The sequence below is a fragment of the Arthrobacter sp. B2I5 genome (assembly GCF_030816735.1).
Taxonomy (GTDB): domain Bacteria; phylum Actinomycetota; class Actinomycetes; order Actinomycetales; family Micrococcaceae; genus Arthrobacter.
The window spans coordinates 4,488,179-4,508,812 of record NZ_JAUSYF010000001.1; the positions used below are offsets into that span (position 1 = coordinate 4,488,179).

At 67.7% G+C, this 20,634-nt stretch carries 19 protein-coding genes and 1 pseudogene; 17 read left to right on the forward strand and 3 right to left on the reverse strand.

Annotation, left to right across the window (positions count from 1 at the left end; genetic code table 11):
- Nucleotides 1-59 precede the first annotated feature (59 nt).
- The gene (locus QFZ60_RS20880; protein ID WP_307092954.1) at nt 60-1,148 is read left to right on the forward strand and encodes an ATP-dependent DNA ligase; all 1,089 of its coding nucleotides are present in this window, start codon (nt 60-62) and stop codon (nt 1,146-1,148) included.
- 116 nt (nt 1,149-1,264) lie between these two features.
- Here QFZ60_RS20880 and QFZ60_RS20885 read toward each other — a convergent pair whose 3' ends face one another.
- The gene (locus QFZ60_RS20885) at nt 1,265-2,584 is read right to left on the reverse strand and encodes an MFS transporter (RefSeq protein WP_142029514.1); all 1,320 of its coding nucleotides are present in this window, start codon (nt 2,582-2,584) and stop codon (nt 1,265-1,267) included.
- A 235-nt stretch (nt 2,585-2,819) separates the two neighbouring features.
- On the opposite strand from QFZ60_RS20885, the gene QFZ60_RS20890 reads away from it, so the two are divergent.
- The 16 genes and pseudogenes from QFZ60_RS20890 to QFZ60_RS20965 all read left to right on the forward strand — a co-directional run bounded on the left by QFZ60_RS20890 (nt 2,820) and on the right by QFZ60_RS20965 (nt 18,420).
- Nucleotides 2,820-3,674, forward strand: coding sequence for an IclR family transcriptional regulator (locus QFZ60_RS20890; RefSeq protein WP_307092956.1), 855 nt, complete (start codon nt 2,820-2,822; stop codon nt 3,672-3,674).
- Nucleotides 3,675-3,829: 155 nt separating this feature from the next.
- Nucleotides 3,830-4,711 (forward strand): shikimate dehydrogenase, encoded by an 882-nt coding sequence (locus QFZ60_RS20895; RefSeq protein ID WP_307092957.1) that lies wholly within the window; start codon nt 3,830-3,832, stop codon nt 4,709-4,711.
- Nucleotides 4,711-6,579 (forward strand): bifunctional sugar phosphate isomerase/epimerase/4-hydroxyphenylpyruvate dioxygenase family protein, encoded by a 1,869-nt coding sequence (locus tag QFZ60_RS20900; protein ID WP_307092958.1) that lies wholly within the window; start codon nt 4,711-4,713, stop codon nt 6,577-6,579. Before QFZ60_RS20895 ends, QFZ60_RS20900 begins: the two co-directional genes overlap by 1 nt.
- 51 nt (nt 6,580-6,630) lie before the next feature.
- Nucleotides 6,631-7,503 (forward strand): protocatechuate 3,4-dioxygenase subunit beta, encoded by an 873-nt coding sequence (gene pcaH / locus QFZ60_RS20905; RefSeq protein WP_307092960.1) that lies wholly within the window; start codon nt 6,631-6,633, stop codon nt 7,501-7,503.
- Between the two features lie 3 nt (nt 7,504-7,506).
- The gene (pcaG, locus tag QFZ60_RS20910) at nt 7,507-8,064 is read left to right on the forward strand and encodes a protocatechuate 3,4-dioxygenase subunit alpha (protein ID WP_307092961.1); all 558 of its coding nucleotides are present in this window, start codon (nt 7,507-7,509) and stop codon (nt 8,062-8,064) included.
- Complete coding sequence (locus tag QFZ60_RS20915) at nt 8,061-9,539, forward strand: lyase family protein (protein ID WP_307092963.1); 1,479 nt, start codon at nt 8,061-8,063, stop codon at nt 9,537-9,539. Before pcaG ends, QFZ60_RS20915 begins: the two co-directional genes overlap by 4 nt.
- Nucleotides 9,532-10,350 carry an alpha/beta fold hydrolase gene (locus QFZ60_RS20920; protein ID WP_307092964.1) on the forward strand — a complete coding sequence of 273 codons (819 nt, stop codon included), beginning with the start codon at nt 9,532-9,534 and terminating at the stop codon, nt 10,348-10,350. The genes QFZ60_RS20915 and QFZ60_RS20920 overlap by 8 nt, the downstream gene beginning before the upstream one ends.
- Complete coding sequence (gene pcaC, locus QFZ60_RS20925) at nt 10,347-10,793, forward strand: 4-carboxymuconolactone decarboxylase (protein ID WP_307092966.1); 447 nt, start codon at nt 10,347-10,349, stop codon at nt 10,791-10,793. The genes QFZ60_RS20920 and pcaC overlap by 4 nt, the downstream gene beginning before the upstream one ends.
- A gap of 87 nt (nt 10,794-10,880) precedes the next feature.
- Nucleotides 10,881-12,098 carry a thiolase family protein gene (locus QFZ60_RS20930; RefSeq protein ID WP_307092968.1) on the forward strand — a complete coding sequence of 406 codons (1,218 nt, stop codon included), beginning with the start codon at nt 10,881-10,883 and terminating at the stop codon, nt 12,096-12,098.
- Nucleotides 12,098-12,799 carry a 3-oxoacid CoA-transferase subunit A gene (locus tag QFZ60_RS20935; RefSeq protein ID WP_307092969.1) on the forward strand — a complete coding sequence of 234 codons (702 nt, stop codon included), beginning with the start codon at nt 12,098-12,100 and terminating at the stop codon, nt 12,797-12,799. Before QFZ60_RS20930 ends, QFZ60_RS20935 begins: the two co-directional genes overlap by 1 nt.
- Before the next feature lies 1 nt (nt 12,800).
- Nucleotides 12,801-13,469, forward strand: coding sequence for a 3-oxoacid CoA-transferase subunit B (locus QFZ60_RS20940; protein ID WP_307092971.1), 669 nt, complete (start codon nt 12,801-12,803; stop codon nt 13,467-13,469).
- Nucleotides 13,470-13,492: 23 nt separating this feature from the next.
- A complete protein-coding gene (locus tag QFZ60_RS20945) occupies nt 13,493-14,305 on the forward strand; it encodes an IclR family transcriptional regulator C-terminal domain-containing protein (RefSeq protein ID WP_307092972.1) in 813 nt (270 codons plus the stop codon).
- 219 nt (nt 14,306-14,524) lie between these two features.
- Nucleotides 14,525-15,734, forward strand: a pseudogene (locus QFZ60_RS20950) (Re/Si-specific NAD(P)(+) transhydrogenase subunit alpha).
- Entirely contained in the window at nt 15,734-16,057 is a 324-nt protein-coding gene (locus tag QFZ60_RS20955; RefSeq protein ID WP_307092974.1) for an NAD(P) transhydrogenase subunit alpha, read from the forward strand. Before QFZ60_RS20950 ends, QFZ60_RS20955 begins: the two are co-directional and overlap by 1 nt.
- Nucleotides 16,054-17,427 (forward strand): NAD(P)(+) transhydrogenase (Re/Si-specific) subunit beta, encoded by a 1,374-nt coding sequence (locus QFZ60_RS20960; protein ID WP_307092975.1) that lies wholly within the window; start codon nt 16,054-16,056, stop codon nt 17,425-17,427. The genes QFZ60_RS20955 and QFZ60_RS20960 overlap by 4 nt, the downstream gene beginning before the upstream one ends.
- A 72-nt stretch (nt 17,428-17,499) precedes the next feature.
- On the forward strand, nt 17,500-18,420 hold the full coding sequence (locus QFZ60_RS20965) for a diacylglycerol kinase family protein (RefSeq protein WP_307092976.1): 921 nt from the start codon (nt 17,500-17,502) through the stop codon (nt 18,418-18,420).
- A 41-nt stretch (nt 18,421-18,461) separates the two neighbouring features.
- On the opposite strand, the gene QFZ60_RS20970 is transcribed toward QFZ60_RS20965, so the two are convergent.
- Together QFZ60_RS20970 and QFZ60_RS20975 are read right to left on the reverse strand one after the other, a co-directional pair.
- Nucleotides 18,462-19,187 carry an aspartate/glutamate racemase family protein gene (locus QFZ60_RS20970; RefSeq protein WP_307092977.1) on the reverse strand — a complete coding sequence of 242 codons (726 nt, stop codon included), beginning with the start codon at nt 19,185-19,187 and terminating at the stop codon, nt 18,462-18,464.
- Between the two features lie 8 nt (nt 19,188-19,195).
- Complete coding sequence (locus QFZ60_RS20975) at nt 19,196-20,623, reverse strand: amidohydrolase family protein (protein WP_307092979.1); 1,428 nt, start codon at nt 20,621-20,623, stop codon at nt 19,196-19,198.
- Nucleotides 20,624-20,634 lie beyond the last annotated feature (11 nt).

Genomic DNA, 20,634 nt, shown 5'->3' on the forward strand with positions numbered 1-20,634 from the left:
CCCTCCCGGCGCCGTGCCGCCCTACCGTCCAGGGCACGGGCCGGGCAAGAATGGGCACTATGGAACTTCCCGTGATGCCGCCCGTCCCGCCCATGCTCGCCAAGGCCGTCAGCGGTATTGACGGCATTCCAGGAAGCGGGGACCTTAGCTACGAGCCCAAATGGGACGGCTTCCGGTCCATCATCTTCCGTGACGGTGATGACCTTGAGATCGGCAGCCGCAACGAAAAGCCCATGACCCGCTACTTCCCGGAGCTCGTGGCCGCGCTGAAGGAAAACCTGCCGCAGCGCTGCGTGGTGGACGGCGAGATCATCCTGGTGGGCGCCGCCGGCGACCGGCTGGATTTCGACGCCCTGCAGCAGCGCATCCACCCCGCCGCCAGCCGGGTGAAGCTGCTGGCCCAGCAAACGCCGGCAAGTTTCGTGGCGTTCGACCTGCTGGCACTGGACGGTGACGACTACACCGGCAGGCCCTTTTCCGAGCGGCGGGCGGCGCTTGAGAAGGCGCTCGCGGCCAGCGACGCGCCGGTCCACCTGACCGCGGCCACTACGGACAAGGACACCGCTGCCCAGTGGTTCGAGCAGTTCGAGGGGGCCGGGCTGGACGGCATCGTGGCCAAGCGGCTGGACGGCCGGTACGAACCGGACAAGCGGGTGATGTTCAAGGTCAAGCACGAGCGCACCGCGGACTGCGTGGTGGCGGGCTACCGGCTCCACAAGAGCGGGCCGGACGCCATCGGGTCCCTGCTGCTGGGGCTGTACAAGGACGACGGCGGCCTGGCCAGCGTGGGCGTGATCGGCGCCTTTCCCATGAAGCGCCGGAAGGAATTGTTTGACCAGCTCCAGCCGCTGGTGACGGATTTCGACAACCACCCCTGGGCGTGGGCCAAGCAGGAGGAGGGGGAACGGACCCCACGGAACGCCGAAGGCAGCAGGTGGAGCGCCGGGAAGGACCTGTCCTTCGTTCCGCTGCGGCCCGAACTGGTGGTGGAGGTCCGCTACGACCACATGGAGGGTGAGAGGTTCCGGCACACTGCCCAGTTCAACCGCTGGCGGCCGGACCGGGACCCCGAATCCTGCACGTACGAACAGCTGGAGGAACCGGTCAACTTTGACCTGGCCTCGGTGCTGGAGACCGGCCGGGGATAGCGTCTGCACCCGCTCTCTGCCAAACCAGCCCAGTTTTAACAGGGGAAAGCCCGCCATTTGGGGGAATGGCGGGCTTTCCGGCTTCAAAACCGGGCCAGTGTGTACGCTCTAAGCGCCTACTTCAGGCCCAGCAGTTTGGTGGGCGTCCGGAAGGACTCCTTGGCGGTCAGGGCGGATACTGCGGCAATGGTGCAGATGATGGCGGTGAAGATGCTGATCTGCACCCATCCGCCGGGCTTGATGCCGCCCATGGCAGCCACGATGGCCGGAGCGAAGCCTGCCATCAGGAAGCCCAGCTGGGTGCCGATGGCCAGGCCCGAGAAGCGGACCTTGGTGCTGAACATCTCGGCGTAGAAGGACGGCCAGACGGCGTTGGAGGCGGCGTAGCCGAAGGAGAAGAAACCGATGGCGGCAACGAACATCAGTGGAATGCTGCCGGATTCCAGGCTGAGCAGGAACAGCGGGGTCAGGATTGCGCTGGCCACGGCGCCGTAGATGAAGACGGGCTTGCGGCCGATCCTGTCCGCGAGCTTCCCGAAGAGCGGCTGGGTGCCCAGGGCCACCAGGTTGGCGCCGACGACGAGCCAGAGGGTGGTGGTGCCGTCCACTCCGGCGACGGTCTTGGCGTAGCTGATGGCCAGCGTGCCGAACACGGTGGAGACGGCGGCGATGAAGGCGCAGGCGACAACACGCAGGACGTCGCGCCAGTGGCCCTTGAGGAGGTCGGCGACGGGGAGCTTGGAGATCTGGGCGTTCTTCTGGGCTTCCTCGAAGGCCGGCGGTTCGTGCAGCGTGCGGCGGATGAAGAAGGCAACGATGACCACCACGGCGCTGAGCCAGAACGGGATGCGCCAGCCGATGCCGTACTTGACCTCATCAGGCAGGGCCAGGACGGGGATGAAGACCAGGGCGGCGAGGATCTGGCCGCCCTGCGTGCCGGTGAGGGTCCAGGAGGTAAAGAAGGACCGCTGGTTGTCCGGGGCGTGCTCGAGGGTCATTGAGGAGGCGCCGGCCTGTTCACCGGCGGCAGAGAGGCCCTGGCAGAGGCGGGCGATCACCAGGAGGGCCGGAGCCCACCAGCCGACAGTCCGGAAGTCGGGGAGGCAGCCGATCACGAACGTCGATGCGCCCATGAGCAGCAGGGTGAACATCAGGACCTTCCGGCGGCCCACCCGGTCACCGAAGTGGCCCAGGATGATGGCGCCCACGGGACGGGCCACATAGGCGAACCCGAAGGTGGCGAAGGACATGATGGCAGCGTTGGTGTCTGCATCGGGGAAAAAGACCTTGGGGAAGATCAGCGCCGCAGCGGATCCGAAGATGAAGAAGTCATAGTATTCGACGGCGCTGCCCAGGAAGCTGGCGAGGGCGGCCTTCTTGGGCGTCCCGGCGGAGGTGAGGGCACCCGCCCCGGCGGACGGAAGTGTCTGGCTCATGGTGTTCCTTTGGTGTGACGACATTGTCGCGGATGTGGATCTGGGGGTCGCAGCCGCCGCTGCCTTGGTGCGGGCGGGGCGCGATGCGGCTGGAGTCCGGAAAAGACCCAAGCATTTGTAGCCACATGGTGGGAGCTACTTGTGCGATATAGAAACTATGACTGTGAGGGCAGTCACCTGTCAAGAAAATACTCACCATCTAGAAATAGCTCTCACATTGTGGGAACATCGATCCATGAGTGTGAACCAAACCACAGCGGTCAATGAAGAATCCGCTGCTGCCGAAGAGCCTGTGAACGCCATGCCCCCGGAAGCCAAGGTCGGCGCCCGTCCTGCGGACCGTACGGACATGGTGGGCAAAGCCCTGGGCCTGCTGGTCCTGCTGGGGGACGAGCCGCGCGGGGCCAGCGCCGCGGAGATTTCCCGTCGGGCGGAACTGCCGTTCAGTACCACCTACCGGCTCCTGGGATCCCTGACCCGTGACGGCTTTGTGGACTACGAGCCGGACGGCCGCCGCTACCATCTGGGTCTGCGCATCTTCCAGCTGGGCCAGCGTGTGTCCAACCATCATGGCTTCGCCGGCACTGCTACCCCGGTCCTGCGCCGGGTCACCGCCGAGACCGGCGAGGCAACCATCCTCAGCGTCCGCGACGGCCACCATCACCTGACGGTCAGCAAAGTGGACGGTCCCCAGATGTTCCGGGTGACCAGCGACCCCGGCCACCTGGGCTCCCTGTCCACCACCGCCGTCGGAAAAGCCCTGGTGGCCTTCGCCGAGGATGCGGAGCGGGAAAGGCTCCTGGCGGAGTTGCCGCTGGAAGCGCTCACCGACAAGTCCATCACGGACCGGGATGCATTCCGCGCCGAAATCGAGCAGGTGCGCCGGCAGGGCTACGCCGTCATGGATGAGGAAAATGAGGCCGGCATGCGCGCCGTGGCCGTCCCGCTGCTCAACAGCCAGGGGCATGCCTTTGCATCGCTGGCAACCGCGGTGCCGGTCTTCCGCTTGGGCCTTGAGGAGTTGAAGGCCCACGTTCCACTGCTGCAGGAAGCTGCCGCGGAGCTGGCCGCCAGGCTACCGCAGCGCTAGCAGCCAAAGAAATCACCGTGTTTTTGGAGTGCGATTGTTCGCATCTAGAACAAGAGTGCGATAAGTGAACAATTGATGTACCGTAATCCCTGTCACCCCGCAGCGCGGCCCAACTTCCGCGACCTGCCAGGTGCCGTACCAAAGGAGCTGCACGCATGAGCAATCGAACTGAGTCCTACCTGGTGGGACTGGTTGGTGATGGCGTCACGCCATCGCTCACGCCGCCCATGCACGAACGGGAAGGTGACGTGCAGGGCCTGCGCTACCTGTACCGCCCCATCGACCTGCTGGAGCTGGGCCTGACCGGAGAGTCGGTGGGCGCCATCCTGCACAGCGCCAGGACCCTTGGCTTCAACGGCCTGAACATCACCCACCCCTGCAAACAGCTGGTCCTGCAGCATCTGGATGAGGTGAGCCCGGACGCCCGCCGGCTGGGCGCCGTGAACACCGTGGTGATCCGCGACGGCCGCTTCATCGGCCACAACACTGACTTCTCCGGCTTCGCCGCCGCCTTGTCGTCCGGCCTCCCCGGAGCCCGGCTGGACCGTGTGGTGCAGCTGGGCGCCGGCGGTGCCGGATCCGCCGTCGCCTACGCCCTGCTGACGGCCGGCGTCCGCACGCTGCACCTGGTGGATATGGACCCGATGCGGGCCGAGGCCCGGGCTGCCGAGCTGGCAGGCTTTTTCCCGGACAGCACCGTGACGGCAGGCACGACGGCGGAGCTGCCGCAGCTGATGCGCGGGGCCGACGGCCTGGTGCACTGCACCCCCGTGGGCATGGCCGCCCACCCCGGTGTGCCGCTGGACCTGGACCTGCTGGAGTCCCGGCACTGGGTGGCGGACATCGTCTACCGCCCCATCGACACCGAACTGGTCCGGGCTGCCCGGGCCAAGGGCTGTGACGTCCTGGACGGCGGGCGGATGGCCGTGGGCCAGGCTGCGGATGCGTTCCGGATCTTCACGGGCCTGGACGCTGATCCGGACCGCATGCGCAGCCACTTCCTGGAGCTTGTGGCCGCCGAGGAGGTGAACGCCTGATGCGCACCGGAATCGCCACCGTCTGCCTGTCCGGCACCCTCAAAGAGAAAATGCAGGCGTGCGCCATCGCCGGCTTCGACGGCATCGAAATCTTCGAACAGGACCTAGTCACCTCACCGCTCAGTCCCGAGGACGTGCGGAAGATGGCCGCGGACCTGGGCCTTGGCCTGGACCTGTACCAGCCGTTCCGCGACTTCGACGGCGTCACCCCGGACCTGCTCAAGGCCAACCTCCGCAGGGCTGAGGCCAAGTTCAAGCTCATGGCCCGGCTGGGCATGGACACCATCCTGGTCTGCTCCAACGTGGCCACCGCCAGCATCGACGACGACGGCCTCCGCGCCGAACAGCTGGCACAGCTTGCCAACCTGGCCGGGGACCACGGCGTCAAGGTGGCCTATGAAGCGCTGGCCTGGGGCAAATACGTCAACGACTACGAGCACGCCTACCGGCTGGTGGAAACGGTGGACCACCCCAACCTGGGGACCTGCCTGGACTCCTTCCACATCCTCTCCAGGGACTGGGAGACCTCCCACATCGAGGCGTTCAACCCGGACAAGATCTTCTTCGTGCAGGTGGCCGACGCCCCAAAGCTCTCCATGGACGTGCTGTCCTGGAGCCGGCACTACCGGGTCTTCCCGGGCGAGGGGCAGTTTGAACTGGCCAAGTTCATGGGCCACGTGGTCCGTGCGGGCTACACCGGACCTGTTTCGCTGGAGGTCTTCAACGACGTTTTCCGCCAGTCCGATGTGGAGCGAACGGCCGTGGACGCCATGCGTTCGCTGATCTGGCTTGAAGAGCAAAGCGCCAAATGGCTCGCGGACGCTGAAGGGGCGCCAAACAACGGCGCCGCGCTCCGCCGTCGTTATCCCATGGAACTGGCCACACTGCCCAAGGTGAACGAACCTGCCAACTTCAACTTCGCCGAGGTCAAGGCGGATGACACCGCGCAGCTCGAGCGGCTCCTGGGCCAGCTCGGCTTCACGTTCGAAGGCAGGCACCGCACCAAGGACGTCCAGCTGTGGACCATGGGCCAGGCACGGGTGATCATCAACGAACAGGCGGCGCAGCACGCTGAACCGGCCATCGCCGCGCTGGGGTTCGACGTCGATTCCCCCGTGATTGCCTCCGCCCGGGCCCAGCAGCTCAAGGCCCCCGTGGTGGCCCGCAAGGTGCAGGCGGACGAGGAAGTGTTCCAGGGCATCTCCGCGCCGGACTCCACCGAGATCTTCCTCTGCCAGGGCAGCCCTGACGGCACCGCGGCATGGACCCATGAGTTCGGGGAAGGCCTGGAACACCCTTCCGCCGGAGCCAGCGCGGTGATCGACCACGTCAACCTGGCCCAGCCGTGGCAGCACTTCGATGAAGCAGTCCTCTTCTACACCAGCGCGCTCGCCCTGGAGCCGCAGCCGTTCGCGGAGGTGCCCAGCCCCAGCGGGCTGGTGCGCTCGCAGGTCATGCAGGCCTCGAACGGCGACGTGCGCCTGGTGCTGAACCTGGCACCGGTGCAGCAGGCGCAGAACGAAGCCCGCAAGACCTACCAGGAACACATCGCGTTCGCCGTGGACGACCTCGTGGCCACCGCCAGGGCCGCCCGGGACCGGGGCCTGGAATTCCTGCAGATCCCGGCCAATTACTACGAGGACCTGGACGCCCGGTTCGACCTTGAACCCGGTTTCCTGGCCACCCTGCAGGAGCTCAACCTCCTGTTCGACCGGGACGCCGACGGCGAGTTCCTGCACTTCTATACCGCCACCGTGGGCAGCGTGTTCTTCGAAATGGTGGAACGCCGCGGCAACTACGACGGCTACGGGGCCCCCAATGCCCCGGTGCGCCACGCAGTCCAGTACGACTCCCTGCACCGCACCTGAACCATCCACGCCAGACCATTAAGAGAACAACCAACCGGAAAGGAGCCAGCAATGCCGGAAGACATCACCGCGGAGCTGGAGTCGGAGGAACTCGTGCCCCCGGCTGAACCGAAGGCTGCCCACCAGCCCCTGGACAAGGCCATCGAGTCGCAGGCGGACCTCAGCGCAGAGATCAACGCCATCGGTGACGCCTACCAGCGGGCGCTCAAGGACGGTGCCCGTCCGGAGACCCAGCCGCGCCTGGACTACGCGCCGTACCGCAGCAGCATCCTGCGCCACCCCACCAAGAGCCTGCAGCACGCAGACCCCGAAACCATCGAGCTGTACTCGCCGGCGTTCGGGCACCAGGATGTGCACGCGCTGGAGTCCGATCTGACCATCCAGCACAACGGCGAGCCGCTGGGTGAACGGATCATTGTTTCGGGCAAGGTCCTGGACGGCGATGGCCGCCCGGTGGCGGGCCAGCTGGTGGAGATTTGGCAGGCCAATTCCTCCGGCCGCTACATCCACAAGCGCGACCAGCACCCGGCTCCCATCGACCCCAACTTCACGGGCATCGGCCGCTGCATCACCGGCCCGGACGGCTCCTACCGGTTCACCACCATCAAGCCCGGCGCCTACCCCTGGAAGAACCACCTGAACGCGTGGCGCCCCGCTCACATCCACTTCTCGCTCTTCGGCACCGAGTTCACCCAGCGCATCATCACCCAGATGTACTTCCCGGGCGACCAGCTTTTCCCGCTGGACCCCATCTACCAGACCATCGTGGACCAGGACGCCCGCGACCGGCTGGTGGCCACGTACGACCACAGCCTCACCGAGCCCGAGTGGGCGTTGGGGTACAACTGGGACATCGTCCTGACCGGTCCCAAGCGGACCTGGACCGAAAACGAGGCGCTGGGCGCAGAAGGTGACGAGGAGTAGACGATGAGCACCAAACTGGTACCCACCCCCGGCCAGACCGTAGGCCCCTTCTACGGCTACGCGCTTCCGTTCGAAAAGGACAACGAGCTGCTGCCTCCCGGCTTCCCGGGCTCCATCCGCCTGCAGGGCACCGTCTACGACGGCGCCGGTCACACCATCCCGGACGCCATCCTGGAAATCTGGCAGCCGGACGCCGACGGCAAGGTTGTCCAGCGCACCGGCTCCCTGGTCCGCGACGGCTACACCTTCACCGGGTGGGGCCGCGGCGCCGTGGGCAACTCCGGTGTCTTCACCTTCACCACCGTCAACCCAGGCCCCACCAAGCCGGGGGCGGCGCCATTCATCTCCGTGGCGCTCTTCGCCCGCGGCCTCACCAACCGCCTGTTCACCCGGATCTACCTGCCGGAGGACACCGAGGCGCTGGCCAACGACCCGCTACTCAGCTCGCTGGACCCGGAACGCCGCCGGACGCTCATCGCCCGCCGCGACCCTGATGGCGGTCTCACCTGGGACATCCGCCTGCAGGGTGAGGGCGAGACGGTCTTCCTGGACTTCCAGTGACCCACGCTGCCGCCTTGGGAGACCTGCGCGCCTTCGCGGAGGAGGCCGACGCCGGCCTGCTCAGTCCCGTATCAGCGTCACCCCTCGTGGCGGCACTGACAGGGGACCGGGCAGTGCTGGCGGCGATCCTCGCCGTCGAATCCGGCTGGGCAGCCGTGCTGCAACGGGCCGGCCTGGCACCTGCCGGTTCGGCCGCCGTCGTGGCTTCCGCTGCCGAAGCGGGCCGCTACGACCTGGCCGATATTGCCCTCCGTGCCCAGGGCGGCGGCAACCCGGTGATCCCGCTGCTGGCCGATCTCCGGAAGAACGTGGCCGCGTTGGACAGCGCCGGTGTCGGCGCGGGAAAGGCTGTCCACGCCTCCCTCACCAGCCAGGACGTCCTGGACACTGCCCTGATGCTGGTGGCCCGCAACACCGTGAACGCCGTACTCGCAGATCTGAAAGCCACCACCACGGCGCTGGCCGCTTTGGCCGGGCAGCATGAAGGCACACTGTGCGTGGGCAGGAGCCTGACCCAGCATTCGCTTCCCTATACCTTCGGGTTGCGGGCTGCGCAGTGGTTCCAGGGTGTGGCCGCAGCCGGCCGGCAGCTGGAGGGCCTGGAGTTCCCGGTCCAGTTCGGCGGGGCTGCGGGAACGCTCGCGGCCGGAACCGTACTGACGGAAGGATCCTCCGCCACACCGTTCACCCTGGCCGGTGCCCTGGCAGCCCAGTTGGGCCTGGCCCCCGCAGCGGCTCCCTGGCACACCAACCGCCTGCCCGTGACATCCCTTGGGCATGCGCTGGTGTCGGTCCTGGACGCGTTCGGCAAGATCGCCGCGGACGTCCTGTTCCTGAGCCGCCCGGAGGTGGCCGAGCTGGCCGAGCCGCGCGCTGCCGGACGCGGGGTGTCCTCCGCCATGCCGCAGAAGCAAAACCCCGTCCTGTCTGTCCTGGTCCGCAGTGCGGCACTGCAGGCACCCGGGCTGGCTGCCCAGCTGCACCTGGCTGCCGCCACCTTCAATGACGAACGCCCGGACGGCGCCTGGCACAGCGAGTGGCCGGCGCTGCGCCAGCTGCTGGCGTTCACCCTCGGCGCCGCCGGACATATCCGCGAACTGGCCGAAGGGCTGCAGGTGTTCCCCGACGCCATGCGCCGCAACCTGGATCTTGCCGGCCCGCTGCTGCTGGCCGAGGGCATCAACGCCGCGGTGGCACCGCTGCTGGACGGGAAGGACGGCCGCAGCGGCAAGCAGCAGCTGCAGGACGTGGTGGACCGGACCCTCCAGGCGCCCCCGACGGAGCAAGCCGCCGCCTACCGCAGGCTGCTCCGCGACGCCGTCCCCGCCGCCGTCGTCCCGGACCAGCGGCTGGAAGAACTCCTGGACCCCGGCAACTACCTTGGCCAGGCTACCGAAATATCCCGCCGCATCCTGGCGGCCTTCCCCGACTTTGTATCCCTGACCACCGACGCGAACGGAGCTTCCCGTGGCTAAACCGGCCCTCAAGGCAGCGCTGCTGTCACCCCAGCGACCCCTGGGCGATCACCCCCTGCTGGTGGCCGGCCCCTCCCTGGGCACCTCCTCCATCCTGTGGAACCGCGTGGCCACCCTGCTCGGCACTGACGTCGACATCGTGGCCTGGGACCTCCCCGGCCACGGTGTATCGCCCGCCGCCACCGAAACCTTCGACGTCGCGGCCCTCGCGGACGCCGTGGTGGACCTGGTCGATTCGATCGCCCCCGGTGAGGCTTTCCACTACGCCGGTGTCTCCCTGGGCGGCGCCGTGGGCCTGCAGCTCGGCATCAAGCACGGGGAACGGCTGAAGAGCCTGTCCGTGCAGAACAGCGGTGCCAAAATCGGCACGCCGGAGGGTTGGCTGGAGCGCGCGGAAACCGTCCGCAGCCAGGGCACGCCCGTGATGATCCAGGGGTCCGCCCAGCGCTGGTTCGCACCGGGCTTTATGGACCGGGAACCCGAGTTCAGCAGCCGGCTCCTGCACGCCCTGCGGGACGCCGACCGGTTCAGCTACGCCTTCTGTTGCGAGGCCCTGGCCTCCTTCGATGTCCGCAGCGAGCTGGGCAGCATCCGCGTTCCTACCCAGGTCATCGCCGGGGCGCTGGACGCCGTGGCCACACCGGAAATGGCTGAAGAAGTCGCGGCAGGAATCACCGCAGGGGGCGGCACCGCCACCGCGGTCACGCTTGCGGGCGTGGCGCATCTGGCACCCGCCGAGGCACCGGCACACGTGGCAGACCTGATGCGCAGCCTGATCAGTTGGGCCGAATCACAGGGAGCAGCCAAATGAGCGGCAACGAGCGGCACGGGGTGGTCCAGCCCGGCGCCACCAGCCAGGAGATTTACGACGGCGGCATGAAGGTCCGGCGCGAAGTCCTTGGGGACGCGCACGTGGACCGGGCCAACGCCAACAAGGACGAATTCACCGAGGACTTCCAGGACATGATCACCCGCATCGCCTGGGGTGGAATCTGGACCCGGCCCGGGCTTCCGCGCCAGATGCGCTCCGCCGTGACCATCACCGCCATGGTGGCCCACGGGCACTGGGAAGAGCTGGCCATGCACATCCGCGCCGCCCTCCGGAACGGCCTCAGCAGGGACGAGATCAAGGAAATCCTGCTGCAGACCGCCATCTACTGCGGCGTCCCATCCGCCAATACCGCCTTCAAGACGGCACAGCAGGTCTTCCGCGAGCTGGACGCAACCCACAGCGAAGAACCCCAGCCCAACTAGGTAGCAGCAGATGTCGTTATGGGGCTCCAAAACGACATTAACTGCTACCTAGCTGGGAATCCCAGACGCAAACCAGAGGAACAAGTAATGAACCAGGCTTTTGTGTACGACGCCGTGCGCACCCCGTTCGGCAAGTTCGGCTCCGGCCTCGCAGCAGTCCGTCCGGATGACCTTGCCGCGCACGTGATCAAGGAGTCCGTGAAGCGTGCCCCCGGCCTTGATCCCGAGCGGATTGACGAGGTGGTGTTCGGCAACGCCAACGGCGCCGGTGAGGAGAACCGGAATATTGCCCGGATGGGAACGCTTTTGGCGGGCCTTCCGGTGTCGATTCCGGGGACCACGGTCAACCGGCTGTGCGGCTCGTCCCTGGATGCCGCGATCATCGCCTCACGCCAGATCAACGCCGGCGACGCGGACCTGATGCTGGTGGGCGGCGCCGAATCCATGTCCCGTGCGCCCTGGGTGCTGCCCAAGACCGAGAAGCCCTACCCGGCCGGCGACATGACGCTGGCCTCCACCACGCTGGGCTGGCGCCTGGTGAACAAGGCCATGCCCAAGGAATGGACCATCTCCCTGGGCGAGGCCACCGAACGTTTGCGGGAGAAGTACGGCGTGACCCGCCAGGCGCAGGACGAGTTCGCCGCCAACTCCCACAACCTCTCCGCCGCCGCCTGGGACGAGGGGTTCTATGACAGTCTCGTGGCTCCGGTGCCGGGAACTCACCTGGTGCGGGACGAGGGCATCCGCCCGGGGTCCACCGCCGAGAAGCTGGCGGCGCTGAAGACCGTGTTCCGTAAGGAACCCGAGGGCGCTGAGGTGGGCGGCACAGTCACTGCCGGCAACGCTTCGCCATTGTCCGACGGCGCCTCCGCGGCCTGGATCGGTTCCGAAGCTGCCGCCGGGCTGCTGGGGCTGGACCCGCTGGCCCGCATTGCCGGTCGCGGGGCGCACGCGAACGATCCGCAGTACTTCGGCTACGCACCCGTTGAGGCGGCGAACAAGGCCCTGGCGAAGGCGGGTATCGGCTGGGACCAAGTGGGCGCCGTCGAACTTAACGAAGCCTTTGCCGCGCAGTCGCTGGCCTGCATCAACGCCTGGGGCATCGATCCCTCGATGGTGAACCGGCACGGCGGCGCGATCGCCATGGGCCACCCGCTCGGCGCTTCCGGAACCCGGATTCTGGGCACCCTCGCCAGGAGCCTGCAGGCCTCCGGCGAACGCTGGGGCGTCGCTGCGATCTGCATCGGCGTCGGCCAGGGCCTGGCCGTCGTGCTCGAAAACGTCACCGCTGGAAAGGACCAGTAATGCTGAACTTCGTAGATTCGGTCCAGGAGGCCGTGGCCGGCATCAAGGACGGCTCCACCGTGATGATCGGCGGGTTCGGCAACGCCGGCCAGCCGTTCGAACTGATCGACGCGCTGCTCGAATGCGGCGCCACGGACCTGACCGTGGTGAACAACAATGCGGGGCAGGGCGACCAGGGCCTGGCGCTGCTGATCAAGGAAGGCCGGGTGAAGAAGATGATCTGCTCCTTCCCGCGGCAGTCCGACTCCTGGCACTTCGATGCCAAGTACAAGGCCGGCGAGATCGAGCTGGAACTGGTGCCACAGGGCAACCTGGCCGAACGCATCCGCGCCGCGGGCGCCGGGATCGGCGGGTTCTTCACCCCCACCGGCTACGGCACCACGCTGGCCGAGGGCAAGGAAACCCGCATCATTGACGGCCGCGGCCAGGTCTTCGAAACCCCCATCCACGCCGACGTCGCCCTGATCAAGGCGCTCAAGGCCGATGGCAAGGGCAACCTGGTCTATCGCAAGACCGCCCGGAACTTCGGCCCCATTATGGCCGCCGCCGCCAGGCAGACCATCGTCCAGGTCTCGGAGATAGTCCCCACCGGCGGGCTGGACCCGGAGAACGTGGTCACGCCCGGCATTTACGTCAACAGCATCGTCAAGGTTGCCGGCAGCGGCCAAGGCACCTCCAACACAGCAGGAAAGGTGGCCTGAAATGAGCACCGCAACAACCCTCCAGACCTCCACCACGCCGCTGGGCAGGGACGATCTGGCCCGGCTGGTGGCTAGGGACATCGCCCCGGGCTCCTTCGTGAACCTGGGCATCGGCCAGCCCACCCTGGTCTCCAACTACCTCACAGAGGACCAGAACATCACCCTCCACACCGAGAACGGCATGCTGGGCATGGGACCGGTGGCGGAAGGTGACCAGATCGACGGGGACCTCATCAACGCCGGCAAAATCCCCGTTACCGAACTCCCGGGCGCGTCCTACTTCCACCACGCCGATTCCTTCGCGATCATGCGCGGCGGGCACCTGGACATCTGCGTCCTGGGCGCCTTCCAGGTATCCGCCACCGGTGACCTGGCCAACTGGCACACCGGGGCACCCGGGGCGATTCCCGCCGTCGGCGGTGCCATGGACCTGGCCACCGGGGCCAAGGACGTCTTCGTCATGATGACCCTCCTCACCCGTGAAGGCGCCTCGAAAATCGTGGACGCCTGCACCTACCCGATCACCGGCGTCGGCTGCGTCACCCGCGTCTACACCGACAAAGCCGTCTTCCTCATCGGCCCGGACGGCGTCACCGTCCGCGAAACCTTCGGCTGCACCCTCGAGGAACTCCAGGAACTCGTTCCCGTTCCCCTCAAGGCTGCCGCCTGAGGACAGCCCTAGGATTGGTAACCATGACCGACGCCGCAGGTACCGATATCCAGCCCGCCCCGCAGGCCAGCGACCAGTACGTCCAGTCGCTGGCGCGGGGCCTGGCCGTGATCCGCGCCTTCGACGCCGACCGTCCGGTCATGACGCTCACCGAGGTGGCAGGCCGCACCGGCCTGACCCGTGCCACCGCACGCCGGTTCCTGCACACCCTGGTGGAGCTGGGCTATGTCCGTACCGACGGCAAGACGTTCGCGCTGACGGCCAAGGTCCTCCAGCTGGGGTACGCGTACCTTTCGGGGCTGTCCCTGCCGCAGCTGGCGCAGCCGCACCTGGAGGAGCTCTCGCTCAAGCTGGGGGAGTCCACCTCCGCCGCCGTGCTGGACGGCACGGACATCGCCTACATCGGCCGCGTGACCACGCGGCGCATCATGACCATCGGGATCACGGTGGGCACCCGCTTCCCGGCCTACGCCACCTCGATGGGCCGGGTGCTGCTCGCATACCTGCCGCCGGCAGACCTCAAGGCATACCTTGCTGCTGCCGACATCAAACCGCTGACACCGCGTGCGCTCGGATCTGTCCAGGACCTTCTGGCCGTGCTGGAGACCATCCGCGCGCAAGGTTGGTGCCTGCTGGACCAGGAACTGGAGCTGGGCCTGATGTCCGTAGCCGCTCCTGTTTACGACGGATCCAAGGTGGTGGCCGCGGTGAACGTGTCCCTGCAGGCCCAGTCCGTCGATGCGAAGCCGGACCGGGACGCCTACCTGGCATCCGTGGCGCAGGAGATCGTGGCCACCGCGAAGCTCATCTCGGCAGACCTCACGGCCCGCGGTTAGGACCTCCGCACTGCGCAGCCACCTCCGGTCACGCTGCGCAGTGACTGTCCCTGCCCAGCGAACCGGACCTTCGCTGCGCACATCGGCACGCGGCGCGAGGTAACTGTTTGCCACCCAAGCTTGCCATCCCACTCCCGTCGCCGCTGCAGTGGCCCTAGACTCAAGCCAACTGCGTGCAGCGGAGCCGCTGCACTGCTTGTCGGGAAGAGGAGTCACCGGGTGAAACTGGGCATACCGCGGGAACGCCGGGAGGGTGAGCGGCGTGTTGCCGCCACTCCGGACACCGTCCGGCAGCTGGCCGGTTTGGGGCTGGAGGTCCTCGTGGAAACCGGAGCAGGGGACGGTGCCGGGCACGCGGATCAGGAATACCAAAACGCCGGTGCGGCCATCGTCCCGGAGCTGGACGTTGGCGCCCTCGACATCCTTGCCCACGTCCGCCCCCTTGACCCGGAGACCGCCGCATCCTTGAAAAGGGGGAACCGTCACCGTGGGGCTCGCGTCGCCGTCGTCCGAACTGCCGGCCGTGCAGGCGCTCGCGGACAACGAGGTGACGTCCTTCGCCCTGGAACTGGTGCCGCGCATTTCCCGCGCCCAGTCCATGGACGCCCTGACTTCCCAGGCGCTGGTGGCCGGGTACCGCTGCGTGCTGGAGGCGGCCATCCGGCTGCCCCGCTTCTTCCCGCTGTACATGACGGCCGCCGGCACCGTCCCGCCCGCCCGGGTGCTGGTGCTCGGCGCCGGGGTGGCGGGGCTGCAGGCCATCGGCACCGCCAAGCGCCTGGGCGCCCGGGTTTTCGCGAACGATATCCGCCCCGCCTCCGCGGACGAGGTCGCCTCCATGGGCGGCACCTTCATCCGCCTGGACCTTGAGACGGCGGAGGCGGCCGGCGGCTACGCCCGGCAGTTGAGCTCCGACGCCGGCACCCGGCAGCGGCAGTTGCTGGCGCCGCACGTGGCGCAATCGGACGTATTGATTACGACGGCGGCGGTCCCCGGGCGGCCAGCGCCCCTTTTGGTGACGCGCGAGATGGTCCAGGGCATGCGGCCGGGATCGGTGGTCGTGGATCTGGCGGCCGAATCCGGCGGCAACGTGGAGGGATCCGTTCCGGGCCAGGACATCCCGATCCCCACCGCCGACGGAATGGGGCACATCACCCTGGTGGGCCTGAAGGACCCGGCTTCGGCCATGGCCTCGGACGCCTCCCGCCTCTACGCCAAGAACGTGGCCAACCTGCTGGCCCTGCTGGTCCGCGCCGATGACGGCCCCGGCACCCTGCACCTGGATTTCGACGATGAAGTGGTGGCCGGCGCCTGCCTCACCCACGACGGCGTGGTACGACACCAGCCCACGGCGGAGCTGCTGAGGGCCCGGGCACGTGCTTCCGCGGAGCCCGCCACGGCTGCGGCCCGGCAGGAAGGGGCGCTCTGATGGACGGAACAGCGCTGCTGACCATCACGGTACTGGCGGTGTTCGTCGGCTTCGAAGTGGTGTCCAAGGTCTCCAGCACCCTGCACACCCCGCTCATGTCCGGCGCCAACGCCATCCACGGCATCATCCTGGTCGGTGCCATCATCGTGGCCGGCCAGGCAGCAGACCCCTGGGTCCTGGCGGTGGCGCTGCTCGCCGTCGTCCTTGCCACCGCCAACCTGGTGGGCGGGTTCGTGGTGACGGACCGGATGCTGCATATGTTCCACGCGAAGAAGGACACGGCCAAGGCGCGCGCCGTCGAGCCCAAGGGAGGCGGCAAATGAGCCTCCTCGACCCCGTCTGGACCTCCCTGCTTTACCTCGCCGCGGCGGTCTGCTTCATCCTGGCCCTGCGGGGCCTCAGCTCCCCGCGAACGGCCCGGCGGGGAAACCTGGTGGGCGCACTCGGGGCGCTGATCGCCGTCATCACGGTGTTCCTGTCCGCCCGGCTGGACAACATTCCCTGGATCTTGGCGGCAATCGCCATAGGCTCGGCCGTGGCGGCGCCGGTGGCCCGGCGCGTGAAGATGACGCAGATGCCGCAACTGGTTGCCCTTTTCAACGGGGTGGGCGGCGGCGCGGCTGCCCTGGTGGCGCTCTTGGAACTGGCCCATTCGGACAATCCCTGGGTGCGGGTGGCCATCGTGTTCACGCTCCTGGTGGGTGCCGTTTCCTTCGCCGGCTCGGGCTTGACGTTCGCCAAGCTGCAGGAACTGATGACCACCCGTCCCGTGGTGTTCCCGGGCCTGCCGGTGGTGATGTCCGCGGTCCTGCTCGCCGCGGTGGCCGCCGGCGTGGCCGTGGTCGTCACTGGTTCGCTGCCCCTTGCGGTCCTGCTGCTGGCCCTGGGCCTCGCCGCCGGCGTCCTGCTGGTGCTGCCCGTGGGCGGCGCGGACGTTCCCATCGTCATCTCGCTGCTGAACGCCTTCACCGGCCTGGCCGTCGCGGCGTCCGGCCTGGTGCTGGGCAACGTGCTGCTGGTGGTGGCAGGGACCCTGGTGGGGGCTTCGGGCACCATCCTCACCCGGGCCATGGCGGCCGCCATGGGCCGGAGCGTGGCGGGCATCCTGTTCGGGGCTTTCAGGGGAGGTTCGACGGCGGGCTCAACGGCCGTCAGCGAGCGTCCCGTCCGTTCGTCCTCGCCCGAGGACGTGGCTGTTCTTTTGGGGTACGCCCAGCGGGTGATCATCGTCCCCGGTTACGGCCTGGCCGTGGCCCAGGGGCAGCACACGGCCGCCGAACTGGCACTGGCCCTGGAGGCCCGCGGCATCGAGGTGGACTTCGCGATCCACCCGGTGGCCGGCCGCATGCCGGGCCACATGAACGTGCTCCTGGCCGAGGCCAACGTCCCGTACGAGTCGCTGAAGGAGATGGGCGAGATCAACCCGGAGTTCAAGACGACGGACGTGGCCCTGGTGGTGGGCGCCAACGATGTGGTGAACCCGGCGGCCAAGACCTCGTCCGGCTCGCCGATTTACGGGATGCCCATCCTGGAGGTGGCGGAGGCACGGCAGGTGGTGTTCCTCAAGCGGTCCATGCGCCCGGGGTTCGCCGGCATCGAGAATGACCTTCTGTACCAGCCGCAGACGTCACTGCTGTTCGGCGACGCCAAGGACTCCCTGGCCCAGGTGCTCGGTGCAGTGAAGGCGCTGTAGGCATGGAAAGGCACCAGGCGCGGGTTACCCTTCTTTCAGGAGCTTGCTTTCCATCCGCCATCAGAGGACGCCATGACTGAACACCATTCCCCTTCCCCCAAGCGTGCCGCCGTCGTCATCAACCCCGCAAAGACGGTGGACATCGACGTGCGGGAGCTCATGGCCAAGCACGCTGACGAGAACGGCTGGGGTGAGACGCTTTGGTTCGAGACCACGGAGGAGGACCCCGGCGTCGGGCAGGCGAAGGAAGCCCTGGCCCAGGGCGCTGACCTGGTGATCGCGGCCGGCGGCGACGGGACAGTCCGCTGCGTGGCCGAGGTCCTGGCCGGCGGGGACATTCCGATGGGCTTGCTGCCGCTGGGAACGGGCAACCTGCTGGCGCGCAACCTGGGCATCGACGTCACTGATTATGACGGCGCCCTGTCCGGAGCCCTGGTGGGCACGGAAAGGAAGATCGACGTGGTCCGCGCCCGCCGCAGCGATCCGGACAAGGAGCAAATGTTCCTGGTCATGGCCGGCATGGGCTATGACGCCACCATCATGGCGGACACCAACCAGGAACTGAAGCACAAGGTGGGCTGGCTGGCCTACGTGGACGCCGGTATACGGAACCTGCCCGGAAAACCGGTTAAGGCAACCGTGGTGATTGACGGCAAGAGGGCTGTCCACCGTGGCGTCCGCAGCGTGATGGTGGGCAACTGCGGCAAGGTCCAGGGCGGCCTTGAGATCTTCCCTGATGCCAAAGTGGACGACGGTCTGCTGGATATCGCGGTCCTGGCACCGCACCACGGGAAGCTGGGGTGGCTCTCGGTGGTGGCGGGAATGATCGGCAAGGGCCGCGGCAAGGACACTGCCGTGGAGTACTTCCAGGGAACCACCGTTGAGATCACGCTGGAACACAAGGACGACTACCAGTTGGACGGGGACCACGAGGGCCAGGGCAAGCACGTGCTCATGACCATGGAGCCCGGTGCCCTGACCCTGCGGATGTAACGGCCGTGCGGATGTAACGGCCCTGCGCATGTGAAGGCCGGCTATGCCAGCAGCCGCCCCCACCGGGGCTCGAGCAGCGGCGCGCCTGCCAGTTTCAGGGCATGCCAGAGGGTGACGGCCACGGAGTCCAGCACCGGAACCCCGGTGGCGTCCTCGATGTCCGCGGTGATGTTGGCCCCGTAAAGGTTGGTGCACAGGTATACCAGGGCGTCGGGGGCGGCGGCAGCGAGCTCCAGGGAGCCTGGGCGCATTTCGTCGTCGGTGACCCGGGCAAAGGACTCGTTGTCACTGAGGCCCAGCGCCCGGTGGTCCACGGTCTTGATGCCTTCGCGCTCGTAGGACGCGATGACCTGGTGGTTCACGTCCTCCGTGTACGGGGTGAACAAGCCGATCCGCTCCGTGCCGAAGCTCCGGAAGGCCTCGAGGTAGGCCAGGGTGGAGGTGGTGGCGGGGATGCCGGTGGCGCCTGTGATCCCGGCCGCCAGCTCCCGGTCGTGCGCCGAGCCCAGCCAAGAGCCCGACGTGCCGTTCCAGGCAATCACGTCCACATCGGCCGTCGCCAGCAGCCCGGCTGCCTCCTGCATGACTGTCGGGTCGAACTGGCGGTCGGAGGAATCGTCGAGGGCGATGCGGGTGACGGGGATCCGGGTGAAGTGCACGGTGACGTCGGCGCGGCTGCCCAGGATGCGGTAGGTCTGGGGTTCCAGGCAGGTGTTGGAGGACGGCACGATCATGCCGATCCTGCGTGGGCGTGTGCTTGCGGGCATGGTGGCTCCTAGAGGGCGGCGGTGATCTGGGAGGCTTCGGGGGCGCCGGACCGGTGCTCGCGGAAGCCGTTGCGGTTGATGAAGCGGCCCACGGCCCCGGGGTCATGGAAGCCGTCCGCGTCCAGGACCACCCGCCCGTTGGAAACAACGACGGCGGGCCAGCCCCTGAGTGCCTTCCCGTCGAAGGGTGAGAAGTCCGTTCCCATGTGCAGGGCTGAGCCGTCCACCGTGCGTTCCTCGGCGGGGTCGAAAAGCACCAGGTCGGCGTCGAACCCTTCGGCGATGCGGCCTTTGCCGGGCACGGCGTTGATGCGGGCAGGCGCGGCGGCGAAGGCCTCCACGAACTGCTCCACGGTTGCCCCGGCGGATGTCATCGCGGTGAACGTGACCGGCATCCGCGTCTCCACGCCGGGCAGGCCGTGCGGCATGGCGCGCACGTCATCGGTGCGCTCGCGTTTCTGGGACAGGTCGTAACAGGAGTGGTCGGAGGACATGGTGTGGATGGCTCCGGAGACCAGCCGTTCCTTGAGGGCGGCCACGGTTTCCGCGTTGCGCATGGGTGGGCAGCACGCGAACCACTCGGGGAATCTCGAGCCGTACACGGAGTCGTCCAGCGTCACGTAATGCGGGCAGGTCTCGGAGTACGCCTCCAGCCCGCGGTCCCGTGCCTGGCTCACCAGGTCCACGGCGCCGGGGGTGGACTGGTGGACGAAGTAGACCGGGGCGGCCGTGTATTCGGCCATGGCCAGGGTCTCCTTGACCGAGATCTCCTCGGCCAGCTCCGGCCGGGTCCGGTGCAGGTGTTCGATGCCGATCCGGCCATCCTGGGCGTGCTGCCCCGTGCAGTCGGCAATGATCGGATCGTGCTCGGCGTGGATGTAGGTCAACCCGTCCAGCCGCACCATTTCCCGCATGACCTTCAGGATGGTGTCGCCGTCTGCCATCGTGCTGCCCCGGTTGGTGGTGTACATCTTCACCGACCTGATGCCTTCCGCTGCCAGCTGCTCAAGCTGCCACGGGACTGTTTCGTCCCAGCTGACCACGGAACCGTGGAGGGCAACATCGCAGCGGGACTGCGTGGCGAGTTCCTTCTTGTGCAGGGCGGCGGCGAGCGGGGTTTCCTGGGCGTCGCGGGGAATGCCGAAATCGATGATGGTGGTGGTCCCGCCCCACAGCGCTGCGGTGGAGGTGGTCCGGTAGTCGTCCAGGGTGCGGAAGCGCCCGGTCACCTGGGCAACGTGGCAGTGTCCGTCCACGCCGCCGGGGATCAGCAGCTTGCCTGTGGCGTCGATGGTGTGGTCCGCCGCGGGCACGGGCTGGGCGGTGTCGACAAGCCGGGCAATCCGTCCGTCCTGCACCACGACGTGCGCTTCCTGGCGGCCGTGGCTGTTCACCACGGTGGCGTTGGCAATGACAAGTTGAGGCTGGCGGGACATCGGTGTCCTCC

Coding starts and splice junctions, on each gene's coding strand:
- QFZ60_RS20960 (WP_307092975.1), top strand. CDS start 16,054: ATGAGCCTCCTCGACCCCGTCTGGACCTCCCTGCTTTACCTCGCCGCG.
- QFZ60_RS20975 (WP_307092979.1), bottom strand. CDS start 20,623: ATGTCCCGCCAGCCTCAACTTGTCATTGCCAACGCCACCGTGGTGAAC.
- QFZ60_RS20885 (WP_142029514.1), bottom strand. CDS start 2,584: ATGAGCCAGACACTTCCGTCCGCCGGGGCGGGTGCCCTCACCTCCGCC.
- pcaH (WP_307092960.1), top strand. CDS start 6,631: ATGCCGGAAGACATCACCGCGGAGCTGGAGTCGGAGGAACTCGTGCCC.
- QFZ60_RS20900 (WP_307092958.1), top strand. CDS start 4,711: ATGCGCACCGGAATCGCCACCGTCTGCCTGTCCGGCACCCTCAAAGAG.
- QFZ60_RS20965 (WP_307092976.1), top strand. CDS start 17,500: ATGACTGAACACCATTCCCCTTCCCCCAAGCGTGCCGCCGTCGTCATC.
- QFZ60_RS20935 (WP_307092969.1), top strand. CDS start 12,098: ATGCTGAACTTCGTAGATTCGGTCCAGGAGGCCGTGGCCGGCATCAAG.
- QFZ60_RS20945 (WP_307092972.1), top strand. CDS start 13,493: ATGACCGACGCCGCAGGTACCGATATCCAGCCCGCCCCGCAGGCCAGC.
- pcaG (WP_307092961.1), top strand. CDS start 7,507: ATGAGCACCAAACTGGTACCCACCCCCGGCCAGACCGTAGGCCCCTTC.
- pcaC (WP_307092966.1), top strand. CDS start 10,347: ATGAGCGGCAACGAGCGGCACGGGGTGGTCCAGCCCGGCGCCACCAGC.
- QFZ60_RS20895 (WP_307092957.1), top strand. CDS start 3,830: ATGAGCAATCGAACTGAGTCCTACCTGGTGGGACTGGTTGGTGATGGC.
- QFZ60_RS20890 (WP_307092956.1), top strand. CDS start 2,820: ATGAGTGTGAACCAAACCACAGCGGTCAATGAAGAATCCGCTGCTGCC.
- QFZ60_RS20955 (WP_307092974.1), top strand. CDS start 15,734: ATGGACGGAACAGCGCTGCTGACCATCACGGTACTGGCGGTGTTCGTC.
- QFZ60_RS20930 (WP_307092968.1), top strand. CDS start 10,881: ATGAACCAGGCTTTTGTGTACGACGCCGTGCGCACCCCGTTCGGCAAG.
- QFZ60_RS20970 (WP_307092977.1), bottom strand. CDS start 19,187: ATGCCCGCAAGCACACGCCCACGCAGGATCGGCATGATCGTGCCGTCC.
- QFZ60_RS20880 (WP_307092954.1), top strand. CDS start 60: ATGGAACTTCCCGTGATGCCGCCCGTCCCGCCCATGCTCGCCAAGGCC.
- QFZ60_RS20940 (WP_307092971.1), top strand. CDS start 12,801: ATGAGCACCGCAACAACCCTCCAGACCTCCACCACGCCGCTGGGCAGG.